Consider the following 23,724-nt stretch of genomic DNA (forward strand, 5'->3'; position numbering starts at 1 on the left):
CGCCGACGGGCGGGCAGGCCGGGTGGGCGTCGAGGTGCTGGACCGGGCGGCCACCGCCCGGGCGCAGGTGCGCGGACTGGTGATCAAGGTCCGGCACGCGGCCACCGACGAGGACCGGACGCCGCGCCGCTCGGCCGTCGACATCGACTACTCCGGCTTCCGGGGCGCGTTCGGTGGTGACTACGCGGCCCGGCTGCGCCTGGTCAAGCTGCCCGACTGTGCCCCGAGCGCCGGCCCGGCCTGCGGGCCGAGCCAACCGGTCGCCGCGACGAACGACCAACACGCCGGCCGGGTCTCGGCCCGGGTCACCGACGGCACGTACGCGCTGACCGCCGGGGCGAGCGGCGCGGCCGGCAGCTTCCGGCCGACCTCCCTGTCGCCGTCGGCGACCTGGCAGGTCGGCCCGCAGGCCGGTGACTTCCAGTGGTCCTACCCGCTGCGGACGCCGCAGTTGCCCGGTGGTGCCCCGGAGTTGGCGTTGGACTACTCGTCCGGGCGGGTCGACGGCCGCACGGCCGCCACCAACAACCAGCCGTCCTGGGCGGGCGAGGGCTTCGAGCTGCAACCGGGCTTCATCGAGCGGTCGTACCAGCCCTGCGTCGAGGACGGCCAGGCCGGCGTCGGCGACCTCTGCTGGGCGACAAACGGCGCCGGGAAGCTGGTGCAGAGCGCCACGATCTCGTTGCCCGGTCTCAACAGCGAGCTGGTCCGCGACGATGCCACCGGGGCCTGGCGGGCCGAGCAGGACGAGGGTTGGCGGACCGAGCTGCTGACCGGCGCGGTCAACGGTGACGAGGGCTCGGCCAGCCCGGACGACCGGGGCGAGTACTGGCGGATGACCGCGCCGGACGGCACCCAGTACCACTTCGGTCGCAACCGGATGCCGGGTTGGACGGCCGGCGCGGCCGAGACCAACTCGGCCCTCACCGTGCCGGTCTTCGGCAACCACGCTAACGAGCCGTGCAAGGGCAGCTCCTCCTTCGCCACGTCGTGGTGCCAGCAGGCGTACCGGTGGATGTTGGACTTCGTGGTCACCCCGCACGGCGATGTCACCACCTACCACTACGACCGCGAGACCAACAGCTACGGCCGCAACGCCACTCCCGCCAACCCGACGCCGTACGTGCGGGCCGCCACCGTCTCCCGCATCGAGTACGGGCAACGCCTGGACACGCTCTACACCGCGTCGGCCGGGGCGCGGGTGCTGTTCGGCAGCGCCGAGCGGTGCCGTCCCGGGTCGCCCTGTCAGCAGTCGCAACCGGCGGACTTCCCGGACACCCCGCTGGACCAGGCGTGCGCCTCGCTCTGCCCACTGTCGACCCCGACCTTCTGGAGCACCCGGCGGCTCGCGAAGGTGACCACCCAGGTCAACGACGGCGGTTTCCGGGATGTCGACTCCTGGAGCCTGACCCACACCTTCCCGGCCACCGGTGACGACTCGGCGCCCAGCCTGTGGCTGGAGTCGATCGTGCACACCGGTCACGTACGCGGCACCGCGAGCATGCCCGCCGTCGACTTCGACCCGGGTACCACGGCCGAGGGGGAGGGCACCCCGAACCGGATCGACACCCCGGGCGACACCCAACCCGCGATGCGCAAGTACCGGTTGGGCGCCATCCGCAACGAGACCGGTGGCCGCATCGAGATCAGCTATGCCGCGTCCGACTGTCAGCCGACCGCGCTGCCGACGCCGGACCGCAACACGGCCCGCTGCTTCCCGGTCTACTGGTCGACCGAGTTCGCCACCCCGACCCGGGACTGGTTCGCCAAGTACCTGGTCACCAGGGTCACCGAGACCGACCTGGTCGGCGGGGAGAGCGCCAACCCCAAGATCACCGAGTACGAGTACGACGGGTCGGCCGCCTGGCACCACGACGACGCCGAACTCGTCCCCGACCGGTACAAGTCGTGGGGGCAGTGGCGCGGCTACCAGCGGGTCCGCATCCGCGCCGGTCATCCGGGCGACGGCCCCCGCACCCTGACCGAGCACGTCTACCTGCGGGGCATGCACGGCGACCGCAACGCCGACGGCACCACCAAGAACGTGACGATCGAAGGGCTCGCCGACGAGGCGCCGCTGCGGGGGTTCGCCCGGCAGACCACGGTCTTCGACGGCGACAGCGCGACAGTGCTCTCCCGTACCGTGGCGCAGCCGATGCAGTTGCCGGTCAGCGCGACCCGGGACCGCGCCGGCATCCCGCTGCGCGCCCGGGTCACCCAGATCAAGTCCAGCACCACCACGACCACCCTGCCCACCGGCAGCCGGGTCACCGAGCAGCGCTACGGCTACAACGGCTCGGGACTGCTCACCGAGACGCACGACCTCGGCGACCTGGCGCTCTCCAATGACGACACCTGCGAGGTGCAGACCTACGCCGTCAACGAGGCGAGCTGGATCCTGAACGCGCGGTCCCGGCAGGTCACCGTCGCCGGAGACTGCCAGAGCAGCGAGGTGCTGACCGACCGCCGGTTCGTCCACGACGGCGCCGAGGGGTGGGGAAGCCCGCCGACGAAGGGCGACGTCACCCGGGTCGAGGAGGGCACCGAGTCGGGCTACCAGGTGACCGAGCGCGCCACCTTCGACGTGCACGGCCGCCCGTTGGACCGGCGCGACGCCTCCGGCGACCTGACCCGTACCTCGTACACCCCGGCGGTCGGCGGGCCGTTGACCGGCACCGTGGTGACCGACCCGGCCGGGTTCGCCGTGACCACCACGATCGACCCGCTGCTGGGGCAGCCGGTGTCGACCCGGGACGCCAACGGCGGCGTGACGACCAACGGGTACGACCCGCTCGGCCGGCTGACCTCGGTGTGGCTGCCCGGCCGGGCGACCACCGCGACCCCGAACCACCGCTACTCCTACCTGGTCCCGGGCAACGGCCCGAGCGTGGTCACCAGCCAACAACTGATCGGCACCGGCGCGGCCTACCGGACCGGCACCGAGCTCTTCGACGGGTTCCTGCGGTCCCGACAGGTGCAGCAGCCGGCTCCCGGTGGCGGCCGGATCCTGACCGACACCCGGTACGACTCACACGGCCGGGTGGCCCGCACGTCGGCACCGCGCTTCGACAGCGGAGCACCCGGCACCGGCCTGGTCGCCCAGCCGGCGGTGCTGGCGGCGGAGACCCGGCTCGGCTACGACGGCGCCGGCCGGCAGAACGCCGAGGTGCTCTACGGCCAGGGCGTGGAGAAGTGGCGGACCAGCACCACCCACGGCGGCGACCGGGTCTCGGTCGATCCGCCGGTCGGCGGCACCGCCAGCGTGGAGATCCGCGACGCCCGGAACCGCACGGTGGAGCTGCGCCAGTTCCTCGGCGGCGCCCCGAACGGGACCTACCAGACGACCCGGTACGCGTACACGTTGACCGGCCAACTCGCCTCGATCACCGACCACGCTGGCAACGTGTGGCGCTACGGCTACGACCGGCGGGGCCGGCAGGTGCGTGCCGAGACGCCGAACTCCGGCACCCGTTCGACCAGCTACGACGCCGAGGGACGGGTGCTGACCAGCACCGACGGCAACGGCCGGACGGTGGGTTACGACTACGACCAGTTGGGCCGCCGCACGGCGGTGCGTGAGGGTGCCACCGTGCTCGCCAGTTGGGCGTACGACACCGCGACCAACGGTCGGGGCCGGCTGGCCAGCAGCACCCGGCACGCCGCCAGCGGCGACATCGTCACCGGTGTGAGCGGCTACGACCTGCGCGGTCGGATCACCGGTACGGCGCTCACCGTGACCGAGCCGGGGCTGGCCGGCACCTACCGGACCGGACACGCCTGGTACGAGGACGACCAGCCGTACACCGCCACGGTGACCCTGCCGGTCGCGAACCTGGGTGGGTTGGCGACGACCGAGACGCTGCGGCACGGCTACGAGGCGAGCGGTCTGCCGAGCACCCTGCTGGGTCAGAGCACCTATGTCGCGGCCACCACCTACACGCGCACCGGCGAGGTGGAGTCGTACCAGCTCGGGGCCGCCGGTCGGCAGGTCACCCGGGCGTTCGGGTACGACCCGGTGACCCGGTGGCTGACCCGCGCCGAGACCCGCCGGCAGGGCATGGGCGCTGCCGGCGACGTCTCCTACTCCTACGACCAGGTGGGCGGGGTGACCCGGATCGCCGACGCGACCAACGCGGACACCCAGTGCCTGCGCTACGACGGTCTGCGCCGGCTCGTCGAGGGCTGGACGCCGGCCGGGGGCGACTGTGCGACCGCGCCGAGCGTCGCCGGGTTGGGCGGACCAGCCCGGTACTGGGACTCGTGGAGTTTCGACGACGCGGGCAACCGGGCCGCCGAGATCCGGCGCGGCGCGGCCGGGCAGAGCAGCCGCACCTACTCCTACCCGGCCCCCGGCACCGGGCAGCCGCACACGTTGCGCTCGGTGCGCACCGAGGGTCCGGCCGGCACCCGGACCGACACCTTCAGCTACGACGCCGACGGCAACACGCTGACCCGGCCCGGCCAACAGCTCGGCTGGGACGCCGAGGGCCGGCTCGCCACGGTCACCGCCGCCGGCCGGACCTCCTCCTTCGGGTATGACGCGGACGGCAACCGGGTGCTGCGCCGCGACGCCAGCGGCACCACGCTCTACCTGGGTGACACCGAACTGCACCGCGACCCGGCCGGGGTGGTGACCGGTACGCGCTACTACCGGCACAACGGTGCCACCGTGGCGCTGCGCCGGGGTGGCACGGTGAGCTGGCTCGCCACCGACCACCACGGAACGGCCGAGACCCTGCTCGACTCGACCACGCTGACCGCGACCAGCCGGCTGCTCGGCCCGTACGGCCAGCCGCGGACCACCGTCGCCGGCTGGGTCGGTGACCGGGGCTTCGTCGGTGGCAACGCCGACCCGGACAGCGGACTTGTGCAGCTCGGTGCCCGTCAGTACGACCCGGACACCGGCCGGTTCGTCTCGGTCGACCCGGTCACCGACGTCGCCGATCCGCAGCAACTGGGCGGCTACGCGTACGCGAACCACAACCCGGTCACCTTCACCGACCCGGACGGGCTGTTGACCAAGAAGAAGGCCGTGGAGCACTCACTGATCCGCACCACCCAGAAACTCGACAAGCCGGCCAGGTCGTCGTCGCAGAGCATCACCATCGGCGCGACCGCCACCCGGAGCACCCAGTCGCTCGTCACCAGCAGCAAGGAACGGCTGCACCAGGCCGTCGAGTACCGAGCGGCCACCTATGTCGACTGGGAGTTCGAGGTCGGTGGCGACGTCTTCACCTGGGAAGACAGGCCCACCGGTGCCAGCAGCGGTGTCTATCTCGACGGCTACAGCCGAGACGACGGCTACTACACCGTCGACGACTACTACGACGACTACTACGAGGACGACTACGAGGTGCCGGTCGTGGAGTACGAGGAGCGGTCGTGCGTCGGGTGGAACCAGTGCCTCTATCCACGTCCGATCGAGCAGAGCGTGGTGTGGGAGTCGGCCGCCGCACTGGACTCCGTCACGCAGTACCGCTCGGTGCCCACCGTGCCGGCGCCGATGACGTACCGCGTCACCGAACCGTCCGGCTGGGCGAGCCCGGTCTCCTGGCTCAGCCTGCCCGCCGAGCACCGGCTCGACCTGCCGACGTTCTCCTGGCGGCGGTCGTGACCCGCCGGCGGCTCTGGCCGCTCTGCGGGCTGGCGCTCGCGGTCGTCGTCGCCGGGCTGACGTTCCCCCGGTCGCCGTCGGGCACCGCGCCGACCAACGGCGTCCCGGCCGTCGCCGTGGCGGCACCGGCCGAGGAGCCCGCCAGGGTCCGCGCCGCCCGCAGCGGCGCCCGGGTGGAGCTGCCCGAACGGACGACCGCGACCAGTCAGGTCTTCGTGAACCCGGACGGCACCCTCACCACGGAGATCAGCCAGCGCCCCGAGCGGGTCCGGCGGGGCGCGGAGTGGGTGTCGGTGGACACCCGTCTGCGCGCCCGGCCGGACGGCACCATCGCACCCGTGGCCGCGGCCGAACTGACCCTCTCCGGCGGCGGAACGACACCGCTGGCCACCCTGGCCACCGGTGGTGGCCGGCTCGAACTGAGCTGGCCGATGCCGCTGCCCACGCCGGTGCTGACCGGGGAGACCGCCAGCTACACCGACGTCCTGCCCGGTGTGGACCTGCGGGTGCGGGCCACCGCGACCGGTTTCTCCCAGGTGCTGGTGGTCAGGACGGCCGAGGCGGCACGCCAGCCGGCGCTGCGCCGGTACACCTTCGGGCTGCGCACCACGAAGCTGACCGCCGCCCGCAACGACGCCGGTGGCCTGCGGGTCACCGACCGGGCTGGAAAGACCGTCCTCAGCTCGGGTAGCGCCTGGATGTGGGACTCGGCGACCCGCGACGGGTCGGACCGACCCACCCGGCGGGCTCCGATCGGGCTGGAGTTGACCGCGCAGCGGTTGACCCTCGTCCCCGACCCGGCTCTGCTGCTCGACCCGGCGGCCCGGTTCCCGCTCTACCTCGACCCGGACCTCACCGGTGACCAGCAGCACTGGCTCATGGTGCAGAAGGACCTGCCGACCCAGAACTGGTGGGACAGCACGCAGTTCCGCCCGCAGGTCGGCCGCGACCCACGGGAGTCGAGCACCGACCGGTTCCGGTCCTACTTCGAGCTGGACACGTCCGGGGTCGCCGGCAAGAGCATCATCCGGGCGCAGCTGCGGATCCCACAGACCTGGTCGTGGTCGTGCACCCCCGAGCCGCTGCACCTCTACCACACCGCGCCGATCACGTCGGCGATGAACTGGACCACCGCTCCGCCGCTGCTCACCAACCGGAAGCTGAGCACCATCACCGAGGCGTACGGGGGCGAGGGCACCGGCACCTCCTGCCAGGTCCCGAACGACGCGGAACTCACCGCCACGGCGGCGGTGGCCGAAGCCGCCGCCGTCCGAGCGCCCACCCTGACGCTTGGCCTCGCCTCGGACGAGTCGACAAGCGCCAACGGCGCCAAGGAGTTCCTCCCGAAGGCGAAGCTCGTGATCACCTACAACACCGTGCCGGAGGCCCCCGAACTCGACGGCTGTACCGACAACTCGGCCGGTTACCTGACCAGCGACCAACCCACCCTGACCGCCGTGCCACTCGACGCCGACCAGGACGACCAGTTCCTGTCGGTGGCCTTCCAGTGGGCGGACAGCACCGGTCGGGTGCTCGGTGAGGCGACGGGGGACCAGAGTGTCTTCTCCGGCAACCCGGTGCACGCGCGGATCAGCACGGTGCTCACCGAGGGCGTCACGTACCAGTGGCGGGCACGTACCCAGGACGCCAAGACCACGGGCCCGTGGAGCGCCTGGTGCCGGTTCGTCCTCGACGCCCTGCCGCCGACGGTCGCGCCGACGGTGACCTCGCCGGTCTTCATGGCCGACGGCGTCGCCGGCCGACCGTACGAGGCGGGTGAGGTCCGCTTCGACGCCAACGGCGCCACCGACGTGGTGGCGTTCCGCTACTGGGTCAACGAGAAGGAGCAGCCCGACGTGCCGGCGACCGGTGGGCAGGCGCGGGTCCAGGTGACGCCGACCCGCGGCTACAACACCGTACTGGTGCGTGGGGTGGACCGGGCTGGGCTGACCGGCCCGGAGACCCGCTTCGACTTCGTGACCGACACCGAACACCTGACGCCACCGGTCGCCGAGTGGACGATGGAGGACTACGGCAGCGAGGCGTGGGACACGGGCAGCAACCTGCACCACGCCACGCTGACCGGGGCGGCCGTCTTCGGCGCTGGTCGAGGCTCTGGCGGTCTGGAGTTGGACGCCTCGGAGCAGACCTACGCCCGTACCACGGGTCCGGTCATCCGCACCGACGCCAGCTTCACCGCCATGGCCTGGGTCAAGCTGACCAGGGACGACGACTGGTTCACCGCGTTGGGTCAGTCGGGCCTGCGGTTCCCCGGCTTCGAGCTGGAGTACGGCCTCTGGCCGCGGGGCTGGGTCTTCGAGATGGCCACCGCCGACAGCACCGAGGGTCAGGTGTCGGTGAACGCCGCCTCGGCCAGTGGGATCACCGCCCAGTTGGATGTCTGGACCCACCTGGCTGGCGTGTACGACCACCAGGCCGGGCAGCTGCGGCTCTACGTCAACGGCGCGCTGGCCGGTACGGCGGCACACCGCAGCACCTGGAACGCGACGGGACCGGTCAACATCGGCAGCGGCTTCTGGCACGGCACGCACCCGGCTCGTTGGCCGGGCGGCCTGGACGACGTACGGATCTTCGATCGGGTGACAAGCGAGGCCGAGATCCGCGAGGTGATGGCCGGGGAGCCGTGGGGTCCGGAGGCGCGCTGGCAGTTGGAGGAGACCGAGGGGCGCACGGCCGTCGACGAGACCGGCAACACCCACACCCTCGCCGTGTCCTCCAGCGGTCAGCCGTGGGGGCCGGGCCGTAACGGCGGCGGCCTGCACCTCGATGGCGACGGCGACATGGCCTGGGCCCCGGGCCCGGTGGTCCGTACCGATCGGAGTTTCACGGCCGCCGCCTGGGTGAAGCTGGCCCGCGACACCACCACCGGCACCGTCCTGAGTCAGGATGGCCGGACCTCCAGCGGCTTCACCCTGCGCTACGACGCCGGGTCGCGGCGCTGGTCCTTCGCCATGGCCGGGGCCGACGCGGCGGACGGGCGGGACTGGCCGGCCGTGCACTCGATCGTCGCGCCGGTGCTCGGCGAGTGGACCCACCTGGCCGGCGTGTACGACCACGACCAGGGCCAGCTGCGCCTCTACGTGAACGGGGCGCTCTCGGGCACGGTCGCGCACCGCAGCACCTGGCACGCCACCGGGCAGTCGCTTGTCGGACGGGGCCGCAACAACGGCTGGTATGTGGAGTGGTGGGCCGGGGTGATCGACGAGCCGGTGCTGACCAGCGGGGCGCTGACCCAGGGTCAGATCGCGGGGCTGATCGGCGACAACCTGGAGGGCTCGGGTGGCGAGTGGGACTTCGAGCCCGAGCCGGCCGGCCCGATGACCCTGGCCCGGGTGGACCGCACCGGCAACCGGCACAGCATCACCATCGGCCCGGGGGTGGACCGTACCGTCGCCGGTTACGGCACGAGCGGCAAGGGCCTCGGGTTCGACGGCACCGGCGGGTACGCGAGCACGGCCGGTCCGGTCGTGCGGACCACCGGCGACTTCACCGTCGCCGCCTGGGTCAAGTTGACCGACACTGGGGTACGCCGGGTCGCGGTAAGCCAACAGGCCACCCAAACCAGTGGCTTCAGCCTGGAGTACAGCCGCGAGCGCAACCGGTGGGCGTTCACCGTGCCGCACGACGACCGGACCACGACGAGCCTGGACCGGGTCTCGACGGTGGTCTCCACCGCGGCTCCGCAGCTGAACACCTGGACCCACCTGACCGGTGTCTACGACGCCGCGGCCAGCGAGCTGCGGCTCTATGTCAACGGTCGGTTCGCCAATGTGGTCACCCACCGCCGGCCCTGGTCGGCCCGGGGACCGTTGCAGATCGGTCGGGCCTGGTGGGGTGGTGCCTGGCAGGCGCCCTGGAAGGGGGTCGTCGACCAGGTCCGGGTGCTCGACCGGGCCGCGGTCATCGACGAGGTGCGTGCCCTCGCCGGCATCGCCGCGCCGCCGGAACCCGGGCCGCTGCGCCTCTTCGCTCAGCATGCCAACCTCTGCCTGGGCGAGAACCCCCTGGACACCGCCGGTCACCTCTTTCTGACCGCCTGCCGCGACGCGATCCCCGACCTGTCGTTCCAGCTCGCCGGCGACGACCTGTACCGGATCATGACCGCGCATCCGCAGCACGGAACGGGTTGTACCGGCGTGGCGGGCAACTCCACGGCGGTGGGTGCCCGGTTGGAGAACGACTACTGCGTCGACCGCAAGCCGGAGCGGCTGACCCGGTTCCGGCTGGTCCCGGTGTTCGGCCCGACGCTGCACGGGCACCTGATCAAGGCGGAGCACAGTGGACTCTGTATCGGGGTCGCCGGCAACGTGACCGCACCCGGGTCCGTCGCCGTGCAGCTGACCTGCGATCCGAGCGCTCCGGGCCAGGTCTTCGACCTGCAACGCGTACCCGACGACGGCATGCCGGCTCCGGGCGCCACCCAGATCCGGTCGGTGCACTCCGGGCTCTGTGTGGGTGAGGTCCCCGGCGACCCGAACCACGTGCTGCAGCAGGCGTCGTGCGCCACCGCGTCGCCGCCGATGCGGGTGGAGGCGGCCGGGCAGGGGCGGTACTGGATCAAGAGCACGCACCCGGTGAACGGGGTGGGCTGCACGCTGGTGCTGAATCCCGTCATCGCCGTCGGCAGCGCGGTCGCCGACGGTGCCTGCCCGGCCGACGCCAGCGCGGCACACCGGTTCCGACTGGAGCCGGTCAGCGCGCCGCTGACCGGCTATCTGATCCGCCCGTTGCAGAGCGGGCACTGTCTGGGCATCGTGGGCAGTTCCACGACGGCTGGGGCCCGTCTGGTGCAGCAGGCGTGCGACCCGACCGCCCGGGGGCAGGTGTTCGATTTCCGGCCACCGGGGACCACGCCCTGAGCGCGATCAGGTCCGGTGACGGCGCGTCTGCCGATTCGACGGAAAGGCGCAAAATTACCGCTTTAGGGTAAGTGCAATCAACCCGCCTACCTGCTCCGATAGCTTTCTAAGGAGAGGAAAACTCGTATTCCTCCCTTCGGGTGCATAAGGAGTCAGTGATGAAGCGCAGTGTCGCGTTCGCGGCAGCCCTCCTCGCAGGTCTGACCAGCATCGGATCGATCCCCGGGACCGCCGTCGCCGATGGCGGTGGCCCCGGGTACCACGACGACCGCAAGGGGGGTGACTACCACCACGGCGACGAGGGCGCGGTCTTCGTCCAGACCAACAAGGCCGAGGGCAACACCATCAAGGTGTACGACCGCGACGAGGACGGCCGTCTCACCAGGGCGGGTGAGTACGAGACCGGCGGACTGGGCGGCTTCACCATCGGCGCGCCGCTCGACGCGCTGGCCTCGCAGGGCTCCCTGACCTACCACCGCGGACTGCTGTTCGCCGTGAACGCCGGCAGCAACACCGTGACGGTCTTCCGTGTCGAGGGCACCAAGCTGCACAAGCTCCAGGTCGTCTGGTCCGGCGGTCTGCTGCCGGTCAGCGTCGCGGCCCGTGGCGACCTCGTCTACGTCCTCAACGCCGGTGGCGAGGGCTCGGTGCAGGGCTTCGAGCTGCACAAGGGGCGCCTGTCCCGGATCGAGGACGCCAACCGGTCGCTCGGGCTGCACAACGGCAACCCGCCCGCGTTCGGGACCGCCCCGGCCCAGGTCAAGATCGACCCGGACAGCGAGTTCGTCCTGGTGTCGACCAAGGGCGCCAACGTCATGTTCAGCTACGAGATCGGCCGGGACGGCGAGCTGTCCCGCAACCCCGTCATCAGCGACGCGGGGAACACGCCCTTCGGCTTCACCTTCGACACCGAGGACTCGCTGCTGGTCACCGAGTCGGGTGCCAACGCGGTCAGCCGGTTCGAGCTGGAGGACGACGGCGCGCTCGACCAGATCGGGCCGTCGGTGCCCAACGGGCAGCAGGCGCCGTGCTGGATCCAGCGCGCCGGCGACTACTTCTTCGTCGCCAACGCCGGTAGCTCCACCATCAGCTCCTACCGGGTCGACGACGACGGCAAGCTCGAACTCGTCAAGGCCGTCGCCGTCGACACCGGCGGCGGGTCGATCGACATGACCACTAGCGACGGCTTCCTGTACGTGCAGAACGCCACCGCCGGCAACGTGCAGGGCTACGAGGTGGGCGAGGACGGGTCCCTGAAGCTCGTCACCACCGTCGAGGGTCTGCCGAAGTTCGCCGACGGCATCGGCATGGAGGGCATCGCCGCCTCCTGAGCGCACCACCCGCTGGTCCCGGTCGTCCATCGACCGGGGCCAGCGTCGTCTGGCTGGTCACCGGCCGACGCGTCATGCCGCGCCAGCGGGGTCGAGACTACGAGGCCAGCCGTTCCCGTGGGGTGCGAGCTGGTCGGGGGAGTTCGGCGCTGCCGTCCGCCCTGTTGATCTCCGACCAGACGGCGTCGAGGGAGAGGCCGAGGACGTCGGCGATCGCCGCGATGGTCGGAAAGGCGGGGGTGGCTATCCGGCCGGACTCGATCTTTCGAAGGGTCTCCGGCGAGACGCCCGCGTCCAGCGCGGTGAGGAGCATCGAACGCTCTCCGCGGGCTCGACGCAGGAGGGCGCCGAGGCGCTGTCCGCGTTCGAGCTCCGCGGGGGTGAGCGGCAACCTGACCATGCTCCGATTCTAGTACCGGGATAATATGGCCGGGATACTTATTGGTCGTCCGAGGAAGGCGCTGCATGATCGAGATCCTGAGCCCCACCGACGTGCTGCGAGCGAAGGACACCGGCGCGCTGGTCGCCGGCATCCTGCAGACGCTGAAGAGCCGCTGCGTGGTCGGCACCAACCTCCTGGAGATCGACCAGTGGGCGCAGGCCATGATCATCGAGGCCGGGGCCCAGTCCTGCTACGTCGACTACGAGCCGTCCTTCGGGCGCGGGCCGTTCGGCCACTACATCTGCACGTCGGTCAATGACGCCGTGCTGCACGGGTTGCCGCACGACTACCCGCTCGCCGACGGCGACCTACTCTCGCTCGACCTCGCCGTCTCCCTGGGTGGAGTCGTCGCGGACTCCGCCATCAGCTTCGTCGTGGGCGACGTGCGGCCCCCGGAGAGCGTCGCGCTGATCGAGGCGACCCAGCGCGCGTTACAGGCGGGGATCGCCGCCGCCGGCCCCGGCGTTCGCATCGGTGACATCTCCCACGCCATCGGCTCGGTCCTCAGCGCGGCGGGATACTCGGTCAACACCGAGTTCGGCGGCCACGGCGTCGGATCGACGATGCACCAGGACCCGCACGTCTCCAACACCGGGCGTCCCGGTCGCGGATACCGGCTGCGCCCGGGGCTGCTGCTGGCGCTGGAGCCGTGGGTCATGGCGGACACCGCCACGCTCGTCACCGACGCCGACGGCTGGACGCTCCGCAGCGCGACGGGTTGCCGCACGGCGCACAGCGAGCACACCATCGCCATCACCGACGACGGTGTGGACGTGCTGACCCTGCCGACGCCCTGACCCGTACGGGCGCTCATCGGTCAGCCGGCGACGGGTCGCCCACGGTGGACGATTAACCGGCCACCACAGGGGCAGCTCTCTCCGTGGGGCCCTGCCGGGTCACGTTCAGAATGAACCGATCGGTCATATTTTCCGTGATGACGGTCAGGGTCACCCACCAGAGTCGCGGAGGCACGATGTCAACGGTTCGAACTGGTCCGGTCATCGGACTGCTCGTGCAGATCGTCCTGCTGGCGGTGCTGGCGGAGACAGTCGGTCTGGGCACGGCGGGCTGGGTGGCGGGGCTGGCGTACGGGGGGGTCCTGTGCGCCCTGCTCAGCCGGGGGATGTCCCGCTCGGGTGCGGGTGCTCTGAGCCCGGCCGACCGGGTGACCCTGAGCCGGGCGATCCTCGTCGGCGGCGTGACGGCCCTGGCCGCCGACTCGTTCGGCCGGTCGGCGCCGGTCACCCTGATGGTCGTCCTCACCAGCGTGGCGTTGGCCCTCGACGCCGTGGACGGGTACACGGCCCGCCGCACCGGGACCACCAGCGAGCTCGGCGCGCGCTTCGACATGGAGATCGACTCCTTCCTGGTCCTGGTGCTCTGCCTGCACGTGGCCCCCTCGGTGGGTGGCTGGGTGCTCGCAATCGGCGCGATGCGGTACGTCTTCGTCGCCGCGAGCTGGGTGCTGGGCTGGATGCGCGGGTCCCTGCCACCGCGCTACTGGCGCAAGGTCGTCGCCGCCGTCCAGGGCGTGGTGCTGACGGTGGCGATGGGCGACGCGCTCCCCGGGCCGCTGACGACCGTCGTGCTGGTGGCATCGCTGGCGCTGCTGGTCGAGTCGTTCGGGCGGGACGTCGCGTGGCTCTGGACGACCCGTCACCTCCGCCACCCCGTCGTCCATCACACCCCGGGCCGCCGACACGCCCCGCGCATTCACGACGCCTCGGGCATTCACGACGCCTCGGGCGCGATGGCCCACGCGAGCAGCCAGCCGAGCCACAGCACCCCGAGTGCCGGCGCGGGGTTGGCCGGGATGGCCTCGGGCCGGGGTGACGGGCTGCCCTGGTCGGACCGCCCCACTGTCGCCGTGGCACGACGCGGGATCGCCCGCGTCTGAGCCGCCCGGATACCGCGCACCAACAAAGATCATGGAAGGATGCCCGGGTTGTCGCTCATGACGCGCGTACGTCAGCTCCCCAGCCAGGGACGGAAATCGATGAAGGGCGAAGTCTCCGACGTCACCGCCACCGACGTCACCGCCACCGACGGCACCGACGCCGAGGGCCGGCCGAAGCGTTCCATCGCGGCCCGGCTGACGACCGTGCTGGCCGCGTTGCTCGTGCTGCTCGTCCTCACCGTGCCGTACGACTTCGGTCGGCTCAGCCCGGCGGGGTTCGTACGGATCCCCCTGGAGGCGCTGCTGGTCGTGGCCCTCCTGCTCGCCCTGCCGTCTCGGGGCAGCCGGCTGGTCGCGACGCTCGCCGGCGTGGCGCTCGGCCTGCTCGGCCTGCTAAAGCTGCTCGACCTGGGGTTCTCCGCCTCGCTGAGCCGGGCGTTCGACCCGGTGCTCGACTGGGCGCTCGTCGACGAGGGGTTCGCCTTCCTCAGCGAGTCGTACAGTCGGCCGGCCGCCGTCGGTGCCGCGATCACCCTGGCGGTGCTGGTCGTGGGCCTGCCCGCCCTGGTCACGCTGTCGATGCGGCGACTGCGGCGACTGGTGGTCCGGCACCGCACCGGGACCACCCGGGTCGTGGCCGCGCTGGTGGTCGTCTGGGTCGCCTGCGCCGCGTTCAACGTGCGGGTGGTCGAGGGCGTACCGGTCGCCGACACCTCCGCGACCACCCTGGCCAACGGGCACGGCTTCCAGGTGCGCCTACGCCTTGACGACCGCGAGACGTTCGGCGCCCTGATCGAGGCCGACAAGTTCGGTGACACCCCCGGCGACCAACTCCTGACCGCGCTACGCGGCAAGAACGTGGTCGTCGCCTTCGTGGAGAGCTACGGCCGGGACGCCGTCGAGGACCCGGAGTTCGCGCCGCAGGTCGGTGCGGTCCTCGACCGTGGCACCAGCGCGCTGGGCGCGGCGGGTTTCGCCGCGCAGAGCGGCTTCCTCACCTCGCCCACCTTCGGTGGCGGCAGTTGGCTCGCGCACGACACGCTGCTCTCCGGCCTCTGGATCGACAACGACCAGCGCCACCGCACCCTGCTGGCCAGTGACCGGATGACCCTCAACGGCGCCTTCCGGCGAGCAGGCTGGCAGACCGTGGGTGTGATGCCCGCCGTCACCAAGGCGTGGCCGGAGGGCTCCTTCTTCGGCTACGACCGGTTCTACAACGCCAAGACACTCGCGTACGGTGGCCCGAAGTTCAGCTTCGGCACCCCGCCCGACCAGTACACCCTCGCCAGCTGGCAGCGCCTGGAGCAGGCGAAGCGCGACGGCAACGTGATGACCGAGCTGGCGCTGGTGTCGAGTCACGCGCCCTGGACGCCCGTCCCGCCGCTGCTCGACTGGGCCGACGTCGGCGACGGCGCGGTCTACCGCGCGGCCGGCGCTGGCAGGTCGGACGACAAGCGCCGCAACACCGCACAGATCCGGGCGGACTACCGGAAGTCCATCGAGTACACCCTCGACACGCTCGTCTCCTACGTGCGGACCTACGGCGACGACGACCTCGTCTTCATCTTCCTCGGTGACCACCAGCCCGCCGCCGTCATCACCGGCGAGAACGCCAGCCGCGACGTCCCCATCTCGATCATCACCCGGGACCGGACGGTGTTGGACCGGATCTCCGGGTGGGGCTGGCAGGACGGGCTGAAGCCCGGGCCGCAGGCGCCGGTCTGGCGGATGGACGCCTTCCGGGACCGGTTCCTGACCGCCTTCGGACCGTAACCCCGGCCACCTCTCTCACGGACTGGACCCAGACAGATGACGGCTACCACCGCCACCAGGATCGCCGCGCTCCGGACCGATCCGGCCCTGTCCCCGCTGCACCGGTCGCTGGACGTCTACTACGGCGATCCCGAGCGGGACGCGAGGATGGACGACTTCTACTCCCGGTTCGTCAGCCATGGGGACCTGGTCTTCGACATCGGCTCCCACGTGGGCGACCACATCGGCAGCTTCCGTCGCCTCGGCGCCCGGGTCGTCGCCGTGGAACCGCAGCCGCTGTGTCTGCGCGCCCTGCGGGCGATCTACGCCGACGACGACCAGGTGACCCTGATCGACGCCGCGTGTGGCGCGTTGCCGGGGCGTACCCGGTTGCACGTCAACTCCGTCAACCCCACCGTGTCGACCGCCTCACCCGACTTCGTGCGAGCGGCGAAGGGCGCGGGCGGGTGGGAGGGCGAGGTGTGGGATGCCGACATCGAGGTCCCGGTGGTCACCGTCGACGCGCTGATCGAGACGTACGGCGTGCCGACCTTCGCCAAGATCGACGTTGAGGGTTTCGAGGACGAGGTGCTGGCCGGCCTGAGCCGCCCGCTGCCCGCGCTGTCGTTCGAGTTCACCACCATCGCGCGTGCGGTTGCCTACCGGTGTCTCGACCGCCTGACCGCGCTGGGCTTCGACGGCTTCGACGTGGCGTTGGGCGACGACAAGTCGATGACCTTCCAACGCTGGGTACCCGCCACCGACCTGGCGACGTACCTGCACGACCTGCCGCACGCCGCGAACTCCGGCGACGTGTACTGCGTCAGCCGCGACCGGGAGGTCATCGCCACGCGGTAGCCGTACCCTCCGTGAATGGACCTCGAAGATCTCCCGCTCGCCGAGTTCGCGTTTCCGGGGCCACTGCGGGACAAACTGGTGGGCGCGATCCTGTCCGGGGCGAAGACCTCGACGACCGGGCTCCTGGTCGGGTACGAGTGCGCCAACGAGCCGCTGCCCGAGGTGGGTCAACTGTCCGCCGTGGTGGACTCCGCCGGCCGGCGGGTCGCGGCCATCGAGCTGATCGACGTGCGGGTGATCCGGCTCGCCGAGGTCGACCTGCCACACGCCCTGGCCGAGGGGGAAGGCGACGAGTCGGTGGCACAGTGGCGTGCGGGGCACGAGTCGTTCTGGCACAGCGCCGAAGTGCGCGCCGAACTGGGCGACCCCACCTTCACCGTGGACGACGACACCCTCGTGGTGACCGAGCGGTTCCGGCTGGCGCACGTCGCCTGACAGGCTGGTCGATCATGGATTCGTGGTGCCTGATTTGGCGGTCAACGGTTGCTTTGTCGCCCACCACAACTCCATGATCGGCGAGGTTCACGCGGAGTCGTCAGGATCTCCGCGCCGTGGCTGGTCTTCGTAACCTTGGTCGGCCAGACTGCGCGGTATGCGTGATCATTGGCGCCGGTGGGCGTGGGTCGGGGTGCTCGTCATCGGGCTGATCCTTTACATGGCGGTGCTGCGGACCCTCGTGAGCACCAAGAATCCGAACTTCGTACCGGCGTTGATCCTGCTCGGGGCGACGTTGGTGCCGTTGACGTTCCTGACGTTCGCGCAGGCCCGGACCGGGCGGTGGCAGGTGCCGGCGTCGGTGTTGGTGACGTCGGCGTTCTTCGGGGGTGTGATCGGCACGGTGGTCGCCGGCACCCTGGAGTACGACACCCTGCGCGGCCTCGGTGCCCTGCCGATGCTGTTCGTGGCACTGATCGAGGAGTCGGCGAAGCTGATCGTCCCGGTGGTGCTGCTGTTCACGGTGGTGGCCCAGCATCGGCGTCGGGTGCCGTCGGACGGGCTGATCATCGGTGTCGCGGCCGGCATGGGTTTCGCCGCGCTGGAGACGATGGGCTACGCGTTCACCGCGCTGCTGAGTTCGCAGGGCAACATCGGCGCGGTGGAGCAGACGCTCTTCATCCGGGGTCTGACGGCGCCGGCCGGTCACACCGCTTGGACCGGGCTGACCGCCGGCGCGCTCTGGGCGTTGCTGGCGAGCCCGAGCGTCGGGCGGCTCTTCGGGTTCGTCGGCACGTTCGTGGGTGTCGTCGTCCTGCACACCCTCTGGGACACGTTCTCCGGCTCACTGGTCTTCGTCGTGTTGGCGATCATCAGCATCGGCTGGCTGTTCTGGGAGCTGCGCCGCTACCGGACCTTCGGCAACCAGCACGTCGGCCAGCTGCAACCGCACTGACCATCGTCGTACTCCGTGCCTCTCCCGGCCTGCCCGAAACGGGCCGGCGGAGGCATGACTGTTGGTGATCCCGCTGCGACCGGGCCGGCACCTCATCTAACGTCAGAGTGTTCATATTTGGCGTGCTTGGTCGGGAAGGTGCGGCGATGGGGGTGCGCAGCTGGTTCGAGGGTTGGCCGGTCTATCGCCAGCTCACCGGCACGGACCCGCTGGGCCGGGGGGCCGCGGCGAAGTCCGACGGGTCCCGTTCGCTCACCGCCCGTACCGACACCGCCGATTCGATGGCCCGTTCGGTCTGCCCGTACTGCGCCGTGGGTTGTGGCCAGCGGGTGTTCGTGAAGGACGGGCAGGTCAGTCAGATCGAGGGTGATCCGGACAGCCCGATCTCGCGGGGTCGGTTGTGCCCGAAGGGCGCGGCGAGCAAGAGTCTGGTCACCAGCCCGTTGCGGCAGACCACGGTCCGCTACCGCCGGCCGTACGGCACCGAGTGGGAGGACCTCGACCTCGACACGGCGATGAACATGATTGCCGATCGGGTCCTGGCGGCCCGGGATGAGACCTGGGAGGACGTCGACGCCGAGGGTCGACCGCTCAACCGGACGCTGGGCTTCTCCAGTCTGGGTGGGGCGACGCTGGACAACGAGGAGAACTACCTCATCAAGAAGTTGTTCACCGCGACGGGGGCGTTGCAGATCGAGAACCAGGCCCGTATTTGACACTCCGCCACCGTCCCCGGTCTGGGGACCAGCTTCGGTCGCGGCGGCGCCACCCAGTACCAGCAGGACCTGTCGAACTCCGACATGATCGTCATCCAGGGTTCGAACATGGCCGAGGCGCACCCGGTGGGTTTCCAGTGGGTGATGGAGGCCAAGCGGCGCGGGGCGAAGGTCTTCCACGTCGACCCCCGCTTCACCCGGACCAGCGCGTTGGCCGACGCGTACCTGCCGATCCGGGCGGGCACCGACATCGCACTGCTCGGCGGGGTGATCCGCTACATCCTCGACAACGAGCTGGACTTCCGGGAGTACGTCGTCGCCTACACCAACGCGGCCACGATCGTGACCGAGGACTACCGCGACACCGAGGATCTGCACGGGCTCTTCTCCGGCTTCAACGAGGAGAACGCCTCCTACGACCAGACGAGCTGGCAGTACAACGGTGACGAGTCCAACGGCGCCAAGCACGACACCGAGACGCAGCGGGAAACCGCCGCCGGGTTGGAACACGAGTCGCACGGCGCCCAGGTGAACGGGCAGACACAGCGTGACGAGACGTTGCAGCACCCCCGCTGCGTCTACCAGATCCTCAAACGGCACTACGCGCGCTACACGCCGGAGATGGTGGAGCGGGTCTGCGGCATCCCGCAGGACAGGTTCCTCGAACTGGCGCAGGCGTGGGCGGCGAACTCGGGCCGCGAACGGACGAGCATGCTCGTCTACTCGGTCGGGTGGACGCAGCACAGCGTGGGTGTGCAGTACATCCGCACCGGCGCGATCATCCAACTGCTACTGGGCAACATGGGCCGCCCCGGTGGCGGGGTCATGGCGCTGCGGGGCCACGCCAGCATCCAGGGCTCCACTGACGTCCCGACACTGTTCAACCTGCTACCCGGTTACCTGCCGATGCCGCACCACGCCGACCACCCCACCTTCGACGAGTGGGTGGAAAGCATTCGGCACCCCGGTCAGAAGGGCTTCTGGGGCAACGCCCGCGCCTACGGGGTGAACCTGCTCAAGGCGTACTGGGGGGACGCGGCCACCGCCGAGAACGACTACTGCTACGGGTACATGCCGCGGATGACCGGTGACCACGGTACGTACCAGCAGGTGCTCAACATGATCGACGGGAAGATCAAGGGGTACTTCCTGCTCGGGCAGAACCCGGCGGTCGGCTCGGCGCACGGTCGCGCGCAGCGCCTGGGCATGGCCAACCTGGACTGGCTGGTCGTCCGCGACCTGTTCATGATCGAGAGCGCCACGTTCTGGCACAACGCGCCGGAGGCCGAGACCGGCGAGATCGTGCCCGAGCGGTGCCGCACCGAGGTGTTCTTCCTACCGGCCGCCTCCCACGTGGAGAAGGAGGGCACCTTCACCCAGACCCAACGGCTGTTGCAGTGGCGGGAGAAGGCCGTCGAGCCACCAGGCGACGCCCGCTCCGAGCTGTGGTTCTTCTACCACCTCGGCCGCATCATCCGGGAACGGCTGGCGCAGTCGACCCGGCCCCGCGACCGGGCGCTGCTGGACCTGAACTGGAACTACCCGACGCACGGCCCGAACGCCGAGCCGAGCGCCGAGGCGGTGCTGTACGAGATCAACGGGTACGACGTGGCCAGCGGTCGCCCGCTGTCGAGCTACACCGAGATGAAGGATGACGGCTCCACCGCCGGCGGCTGCTGGATCTACACAGGCGTGTACGCCGACGGCGTCAACCAGGCCGCCCGCCGCAAACCCGGGGCCGAGCAGTCCCTGGTCGCCCTGGAGTGGGGCTGGGCCTGGCCGTCGAACCGCCGCATCCTCTACAACCGGGCCTCCGCCGACCCGGAGGGCAGGCCGTGGAGCGAGCGCAAGAAGTACGTCTGGTGGGATCCGGACAAGGGTGAGTGGACCGGTTACGACGTGCCCGACTTCGAAAAGAACAAGGCGCCGACGTACCGGCCCCCGCCCAACACCTCGGGTGTGGCAGGCATCGCCGGCGACGACCCGTTCATCCTGCAGGGCGACGGCAAGGGCTGGCTGTACGCGCCCAGCGGCGTCCTGGACGGCCCGCTGCCCACCCACTACGAGCCGGTCGAGTCGCCGGTGCGCAACCCGCTCTACCGGCAGCAGGCCAACCCGACCCGCAAGGTCTACACGCACCCGATCAACACGTTGAACCCGAGCCCGCCGCAGGAGCACAGCGACGTCTTCCCGTACGTGTTCACGGTCAGCCGGCTCACCGAGCACCACACCGCCGGCGCGATGAGCCGCAACGTGTCGCCCCTGGCCGAGTTGCAGCCCGAGATGTTCGTCGAGGTGTCGCCGGAGCTGGCGGCCCTGCGAGGGTTGAGTCACCTGGGCTGGGCCCACCTGGTCACCAGTCGCGCGGCCGTCGAGGCGAAGGTGCTGGTGACCGACCGTGTCACGCCGCTGCGGGTGGACGGTCGGATCATCCACCAGGTCTGGCTGCCGTACCACTTCGGTTTCGAAGGCCTGGTGACCGGCGACTCGGCCAACGACCTGTTCGGCATCACCCTCGACCCCAACGTCCTGATTCAGGAGAGCAAGGTCGGCACGTGCGACGTCCGGCCCGGACGACGCCCCAGAGGACAGGACCTGTTGGACCTCGTCGTCGACTACCGGCGGCGGTCGGGGAACCTCGTCCACCGCTACCCGCCGATGGTCACGACCGACGTCGCCGACAGCAGCAGCGACCAGGAGGCCTGACCGATGCCCCACGCCAATGCCCTGTACGGGCCGCTGGACCCCGCACCCGACGCCGGGTACGAGAACCCGCCGCCGAGGATGGGGTTCTTCACCGACACCAGCGTCTGTATTGGCTGCAAGGCGTGCGAGGTGGCCTGCAAGGAGTGGAACGGGGTTCCCGAGAGTGGGCTCGACCTGCTGGGTATGTCGTACGACAACACGGGCGCGCTGACCGCGAACTCGTGGCGGCACGTCGCGTTCGTGGAGCAGCCCCGCTCGGCCGGCTGGGCGACTCCGGCGTTCGAGGAGCAACCCGACGGGCCGTCGGTCAGCCCGCTGACGGCGGCCGTGGGTGCGCGTACCGGCACCGACACCGGAACGGATCCGGGCCTCTCACCCGGCTCGCCTGCCGTGGCGGCCCGTATGTCCGGCGGCCCGGAGTTTCTGGGGATGCCGGGTGCGCAGCCGCCGGGGAGGGGTTCGGGCGCGGAGGGGCGGACGGATTTTCGCTGGTTGATGATGTCGGACGTGTGCAAGCACTGCACCCATGCGGCCTGCCTGGATGTCTGCCCGACAGGTTCCCTGTTCCGGACGGAGTTCGGCACGGTGGTGGTGCAGGAGGACATCTGCAACGGCTGCGGTTACTGCATCTCCGCCTGCCCGTACGGCGTCATCGATCAGCGCAAGGATGATGGTCGGGCGTGGAAGTGCACGCTGTGCTACGACCGGCTCGGGGTGGGGATGACGCCGGCGTGTGCGCAGGCGTGTCCGACGGAGTCGATCCAGTACGGGGAACTGGACGAGTTGCGGGAGCGGGCCGCCGCCCGGGTGGCGAAGTTGCATGAGCGGGGAGTGCCGGAGGCACGGTTGTACGGGCACGACCCGAACGACGGCGTCGGCGGTGACGGGGCGTTCTTCCTGCTGCTGGACGAGCCCGAGGTGTACGGGCTGCCACCGGACCCGATCGTGACAACCCGTGACCTGCCGGCCATGTGGAAGCGCGCCGGTCTGGCGGCGGTGACGATGGCGGTCGCCACGGCGATCGCGTTCCTGGGCAGGCGGCGATGACCGACGAGACGCCGTCGAACGAGCCGGTCGGCGCCCGGTTCCGCGAGTTCCGGGCCGGCCTCGATCGGCCCGACGGGAAACGCCACCGGCGGCCGCGCGGACGGGGCGGCGACGGCGGTGAGCAGCTCACGGTGCCGCCGGCCGACTTCGCCTCCTACTACGGCCGGCCGGTGCTGAAGCCGCCGGTGTGGAAGTACGACATCGCCGGCTACCTGTTCACCGGAGGCCTCGCCGCCGGAAGCGCGCTGATCGGGGCGGGCGCCCAACTGACCGGACGACCCGGGCTACGCAGGGTGGGCCGGTGGACGGCCCTCGGCGGTGTCGCCGCCAGCACGTACCTGCTGGTCCACGACCTCGGCCGGCCGGCCCGGTTCCACCACATGCTCCGGGTGGCCAAGGTGACCTCGCCGATGTCGGTCGGCACCTGGATCCTCGCCGCGTTCGGCCCGCTGGCCGGCGTGGCCGCGGTCGCCGAGCTCGCGCCGCTGCTCCCGCAGCACGGTGTGCTCGGCCTCGCCCGCCGAATCGCACCGCCCATCGGCAACGTCGCCGGCCTGGCTGCCGCGGCCACCGCGCCGGCGCTGGCGACGTACACCGGGGTGCTGCTCGCCGACACGGCCGTTCCGTCCTGGCACGACGCCTACCCGTCGCTGCCGTTCGTCTTCGCCGGCAGCGCGCTCGCCGCAGCGTCCGGTGTCGGCCTGATCGCGGCACCGACCGCGGAGACCGCCCCCCTGCGACGACTCGCCCTGGCCGCCGCGGCCATCGAGCTGGGCGGGGGGCACCGGCTGGAGCGGCAGGGCCTCACCAGCGAGCCCTACACGCACGGACGCAGCGGCCGGCTGGTCAAGGCGGGACGCGCCCTGCTCGCCGTGGGCGCCGCCACCGCGCTGGTCAGCGGACGCAGCCGGGTCCTGTCGGCGATCTCCGGCGCCGCCCTCGTGGCATCGTCGATCGCCACCCGGTTCGGCGTCTTCGAGGCGGGACGGGTGTCGGCACGCGATCCGAAGTACACGGTCGTGCCACAACGGGAGCGGCTCGCCGAGAACCGGTCGACCACCCGGCTCTGAGCGGGTCGGCGAAACGGAAGG

General features: G+C 70.9%; 11 protein-coding genes and 2 pseudogenes. 12 read left to right on the forward strand and 1 reads right to left on the reverse strand.

Annotated features, from left to right (window positions below; all coding sequences use genetic code 11):
• Positions 1 to 22: 22 nt before the first annotated feature.
• The 3 genes from PSH25_RS33995 (at position 23) to PSH25_RS15730 (ending at position 11,825) form a co-directional block, all read left to right on the forward strand.
• Entirely contained in the window at positions 23 to 5,614 is a 5,592-nt protein-coding gene (locus PSH25_RS33995) for an RHS repeat domain-containing protein (protein WP_238659801.1), read from the forward strand.
• Entirely contained in the window at positions 5,611 to 10,494 is a 4,884-nt protein-coding gene (locus PSH25_RS34000; RefSeq protein ID WP_238659802.1) for a LamG-like jellyroll fold domain-containing protein, read from the forward strand. Before PSH25_RS33995 ends, PSH25_RS34000 begins: the two co-directional genes overlap by 4 nt.
• A 158-nt stretch (positions 10,495 to 10,652) precedes the next feature.
• On the forward strand, positions 10,653 to 11,825 hold the full coding sequence (locus PSH25_RS15730) for a lactonase family protein (protein WP_238659803.1): 1,173 nt from the start codon (positions 10,653 to 10,655) through the stop codon (positions 11,823 to 11,825).
• A 97-nt stretch (positions 11,826 to 11,922) separates the two neighbouring features.
• Here PSH25_RS15730 and PSH25_RS15735 read toward each other — a convergent pair whose 3' ends face one another.
• Positions 11,923 to 12,225 carry a helix-turn-helix domain-containing protein gene (locus tag PSH25_RS15735; protein WP_238659804.1) on the reverse strand — a complete coding sequence of 101 codons (303 nt, stop codon included), beginning with the start codon at positions 12,223 to 12,225 and terminating at the stop codon, positions 11,923 to 11,925.
• A 65-nt stretch (positions 12,226 to 12,290) separates the two neighbouring features.
• On the opposite strand from PSH25_RS15735, the gene map reads away from it, so the two are divergent.
• The 9 genes and pseudogenes from map to nrfD all read left to right on the forward strand — a co-directional run bounded on the left by map (position 12,291) and on the right by nrfD (position 23,703).
• The gene (map, locus tag PSH25_RS15740) at positions 12,291 to 13,064 is read left to right on the forward strand and encodes a type I methionyl aminopeptidase (protein WP_238659805.1); all 774 of its coding nucleotides are present in this window, start codon (positions 12,291 to 12,293) and stop codon (positions 13,062 to 13,064) included.
• 176 nt (positions 13,065 to 13,240) lie between these two features.
• A pseudogene (locus PSH25_RS15745) lies at positions 13,241 to 13,924 on the forward strand (CDP-alcohol phosphatidyltransferase family protein); the annotation flags it as partial.
• Positions 13,925 to 14,263: 339 nt separating this feature from the next.
• Complete coding sequence (locus PSH25_RS15750) at positions 14,264 to 15,937, forward strand: sulfatase-like hydrolase/transferase (protein WP_238659806.1); 1,674 nt, start codon at positions 14,264 to 14,266, stop codon at positions 15,935 to 15,937.
• 36 nt (positions 15,938 to 15,973) lie between these two features.
• A complete protein-coding gene (locus PSH25_RS15755; protein WP_238659807.1) occupies positions 15,974 to 16,774 on the forward strand; it encodes an FkbM family methyltransferase in 801 nt (266 codons plus the stop codon).
• A 15-nt stretch (positions 16,775 to 16,789) separates the two neighbouring features.
• Positions 16,790 to 17,209 (forward strand): ASCH domain-containing protein, encoded by a 420-nt coding sequence (locus tag PSH25_RS15760; protein ID WP_238659808.1) that lies wholly within the window; start codon positions 16,790 to 16,792, stop codon positions 17,207 to 17,209.
• A gap of 157 nt (positions 17,210 to 17,366) precedes the next feature.
• Positions 17,367 to 18,164, forward strand: coding sequence for a PrsW family intramembrane metalloprotease (locus PSH25_RS15765; protein WP_238659809.1), 798 nt, complete (start codon positions 17,367 to 17,369; stop codon positions 18,162 to 18,164).
• A 146-nt stretch (positions 18,165 to 18,310) separates the two neighbouring features.
• A pseudogene (gene fdh, locus PSH25_RS15770) lies at positions 18,311 to 21,559 on the forward strand (formate dehydrogenase); the annotation flags it as partial.
• A gap of 30 nt (positions 21,560 to 21,589) precedes the next feature.
• A complete protein-coding gene (locus tag PSH25_RS15775) occupies positions 21,590 to 22,633 on the forward strand; it encodes a 4Fe-4S dicluster domain-containing protein (RefSeq protein WP_238659810.1) in 1,044 nt (347 codons plus the stop codon).
• Entirely contained in the window at positions 22,630 to 23,703 is a 1,074-nt protein-coding gene (gene nrfD, locus PSH25_RS15780) for an NrfD/PsrC family molybdoenzyme membrane anchor subunit (protein ID WP_238659811.1), read from the forward strand. The genes PSH25_RS15775 and nrfD overlap by 4 nt, the downstream gene beginning before the upstream one ends.
• The last annotated feature ends 21 nt before the right edge of the window (positions 23,704 to 23,724 follow it).

The organism is Micromonospora foliorum, from assembly GCF_022229015.1.
Taxonomy (GTDB): Bacteria; Actinomycetota; Actinomycetes; order Mycobacteriales; family Micromonosporaceae; genus Micromonospora; species Micromonospora foliorum.

Excerpts from the sequence above, each read along its gene's own strand:
- nrfD (WP_238659811.1), top strand. The coding sequence starts at position 22,630 with ATGACCGACGAGACGCCGTCGAACGAGCCGGTCGGCGCCCGGTTCCGC.
- PSH25_RS15760 (WP_238659808.1), top strand. The coding sequence starts at position 16,790 with ATGGACCTCGAAGATCTCCCGCTCGCCGAGTTCGCGTTTCCGGGGCCA.
- PSH25_RS15775 (WP_238659810.1), top strand. The coding sequence starts at position 21,590 with ATGCCCCACGCCAATGCCCTGTACGGGCCGCTGGACCCCGCACCCGAC.
- PSH25_RS15735 (WP_238659804.1), bottom strand. The coding sequence starts at position 12,225 with ATGGTCAGGTTGCCGCTCACCCCCGCGGAGCTCGAACGCGGACAGCGC.
- map (WP_238659805.1), top strand. The coding sequence starts at position 12,291 with ATGATCGAGATCCTGAGCCCCACCGACGTGCTGCGAGCGAAGGACACC.
- PSH25_RS15755 (WP_238659807.1), top strand. The coding sequence starts at position 15,974 with ATGACGGCTACCACCGCCACCAGGATCGCCGCGCTCCGGACCGATCCG.
- PSH25_RS15750 (WP_238659806.1), top strand. The coding sequence starts at position 14,264 with ATGAAGGGCGAAGTCTCCGACGTCACCGCCACCGACGTCACCGCCACC.
- PSH25_RS15765 (WP_238659809.1), top strand. The coding sequence starts at position 17,367 with ATGCGTGATCATTGGCGCCGGTGGGCGTGGGTCGGGGTGCTCGTCATC.
- PSH25_RS15730 (WP_238659803.1), top strand. The coding sequence starts at position 10,653 with ATGAAGCGCAGTGTCGCGTTCGCGGCAGCCCTCCTCGCAGGTCTGACC.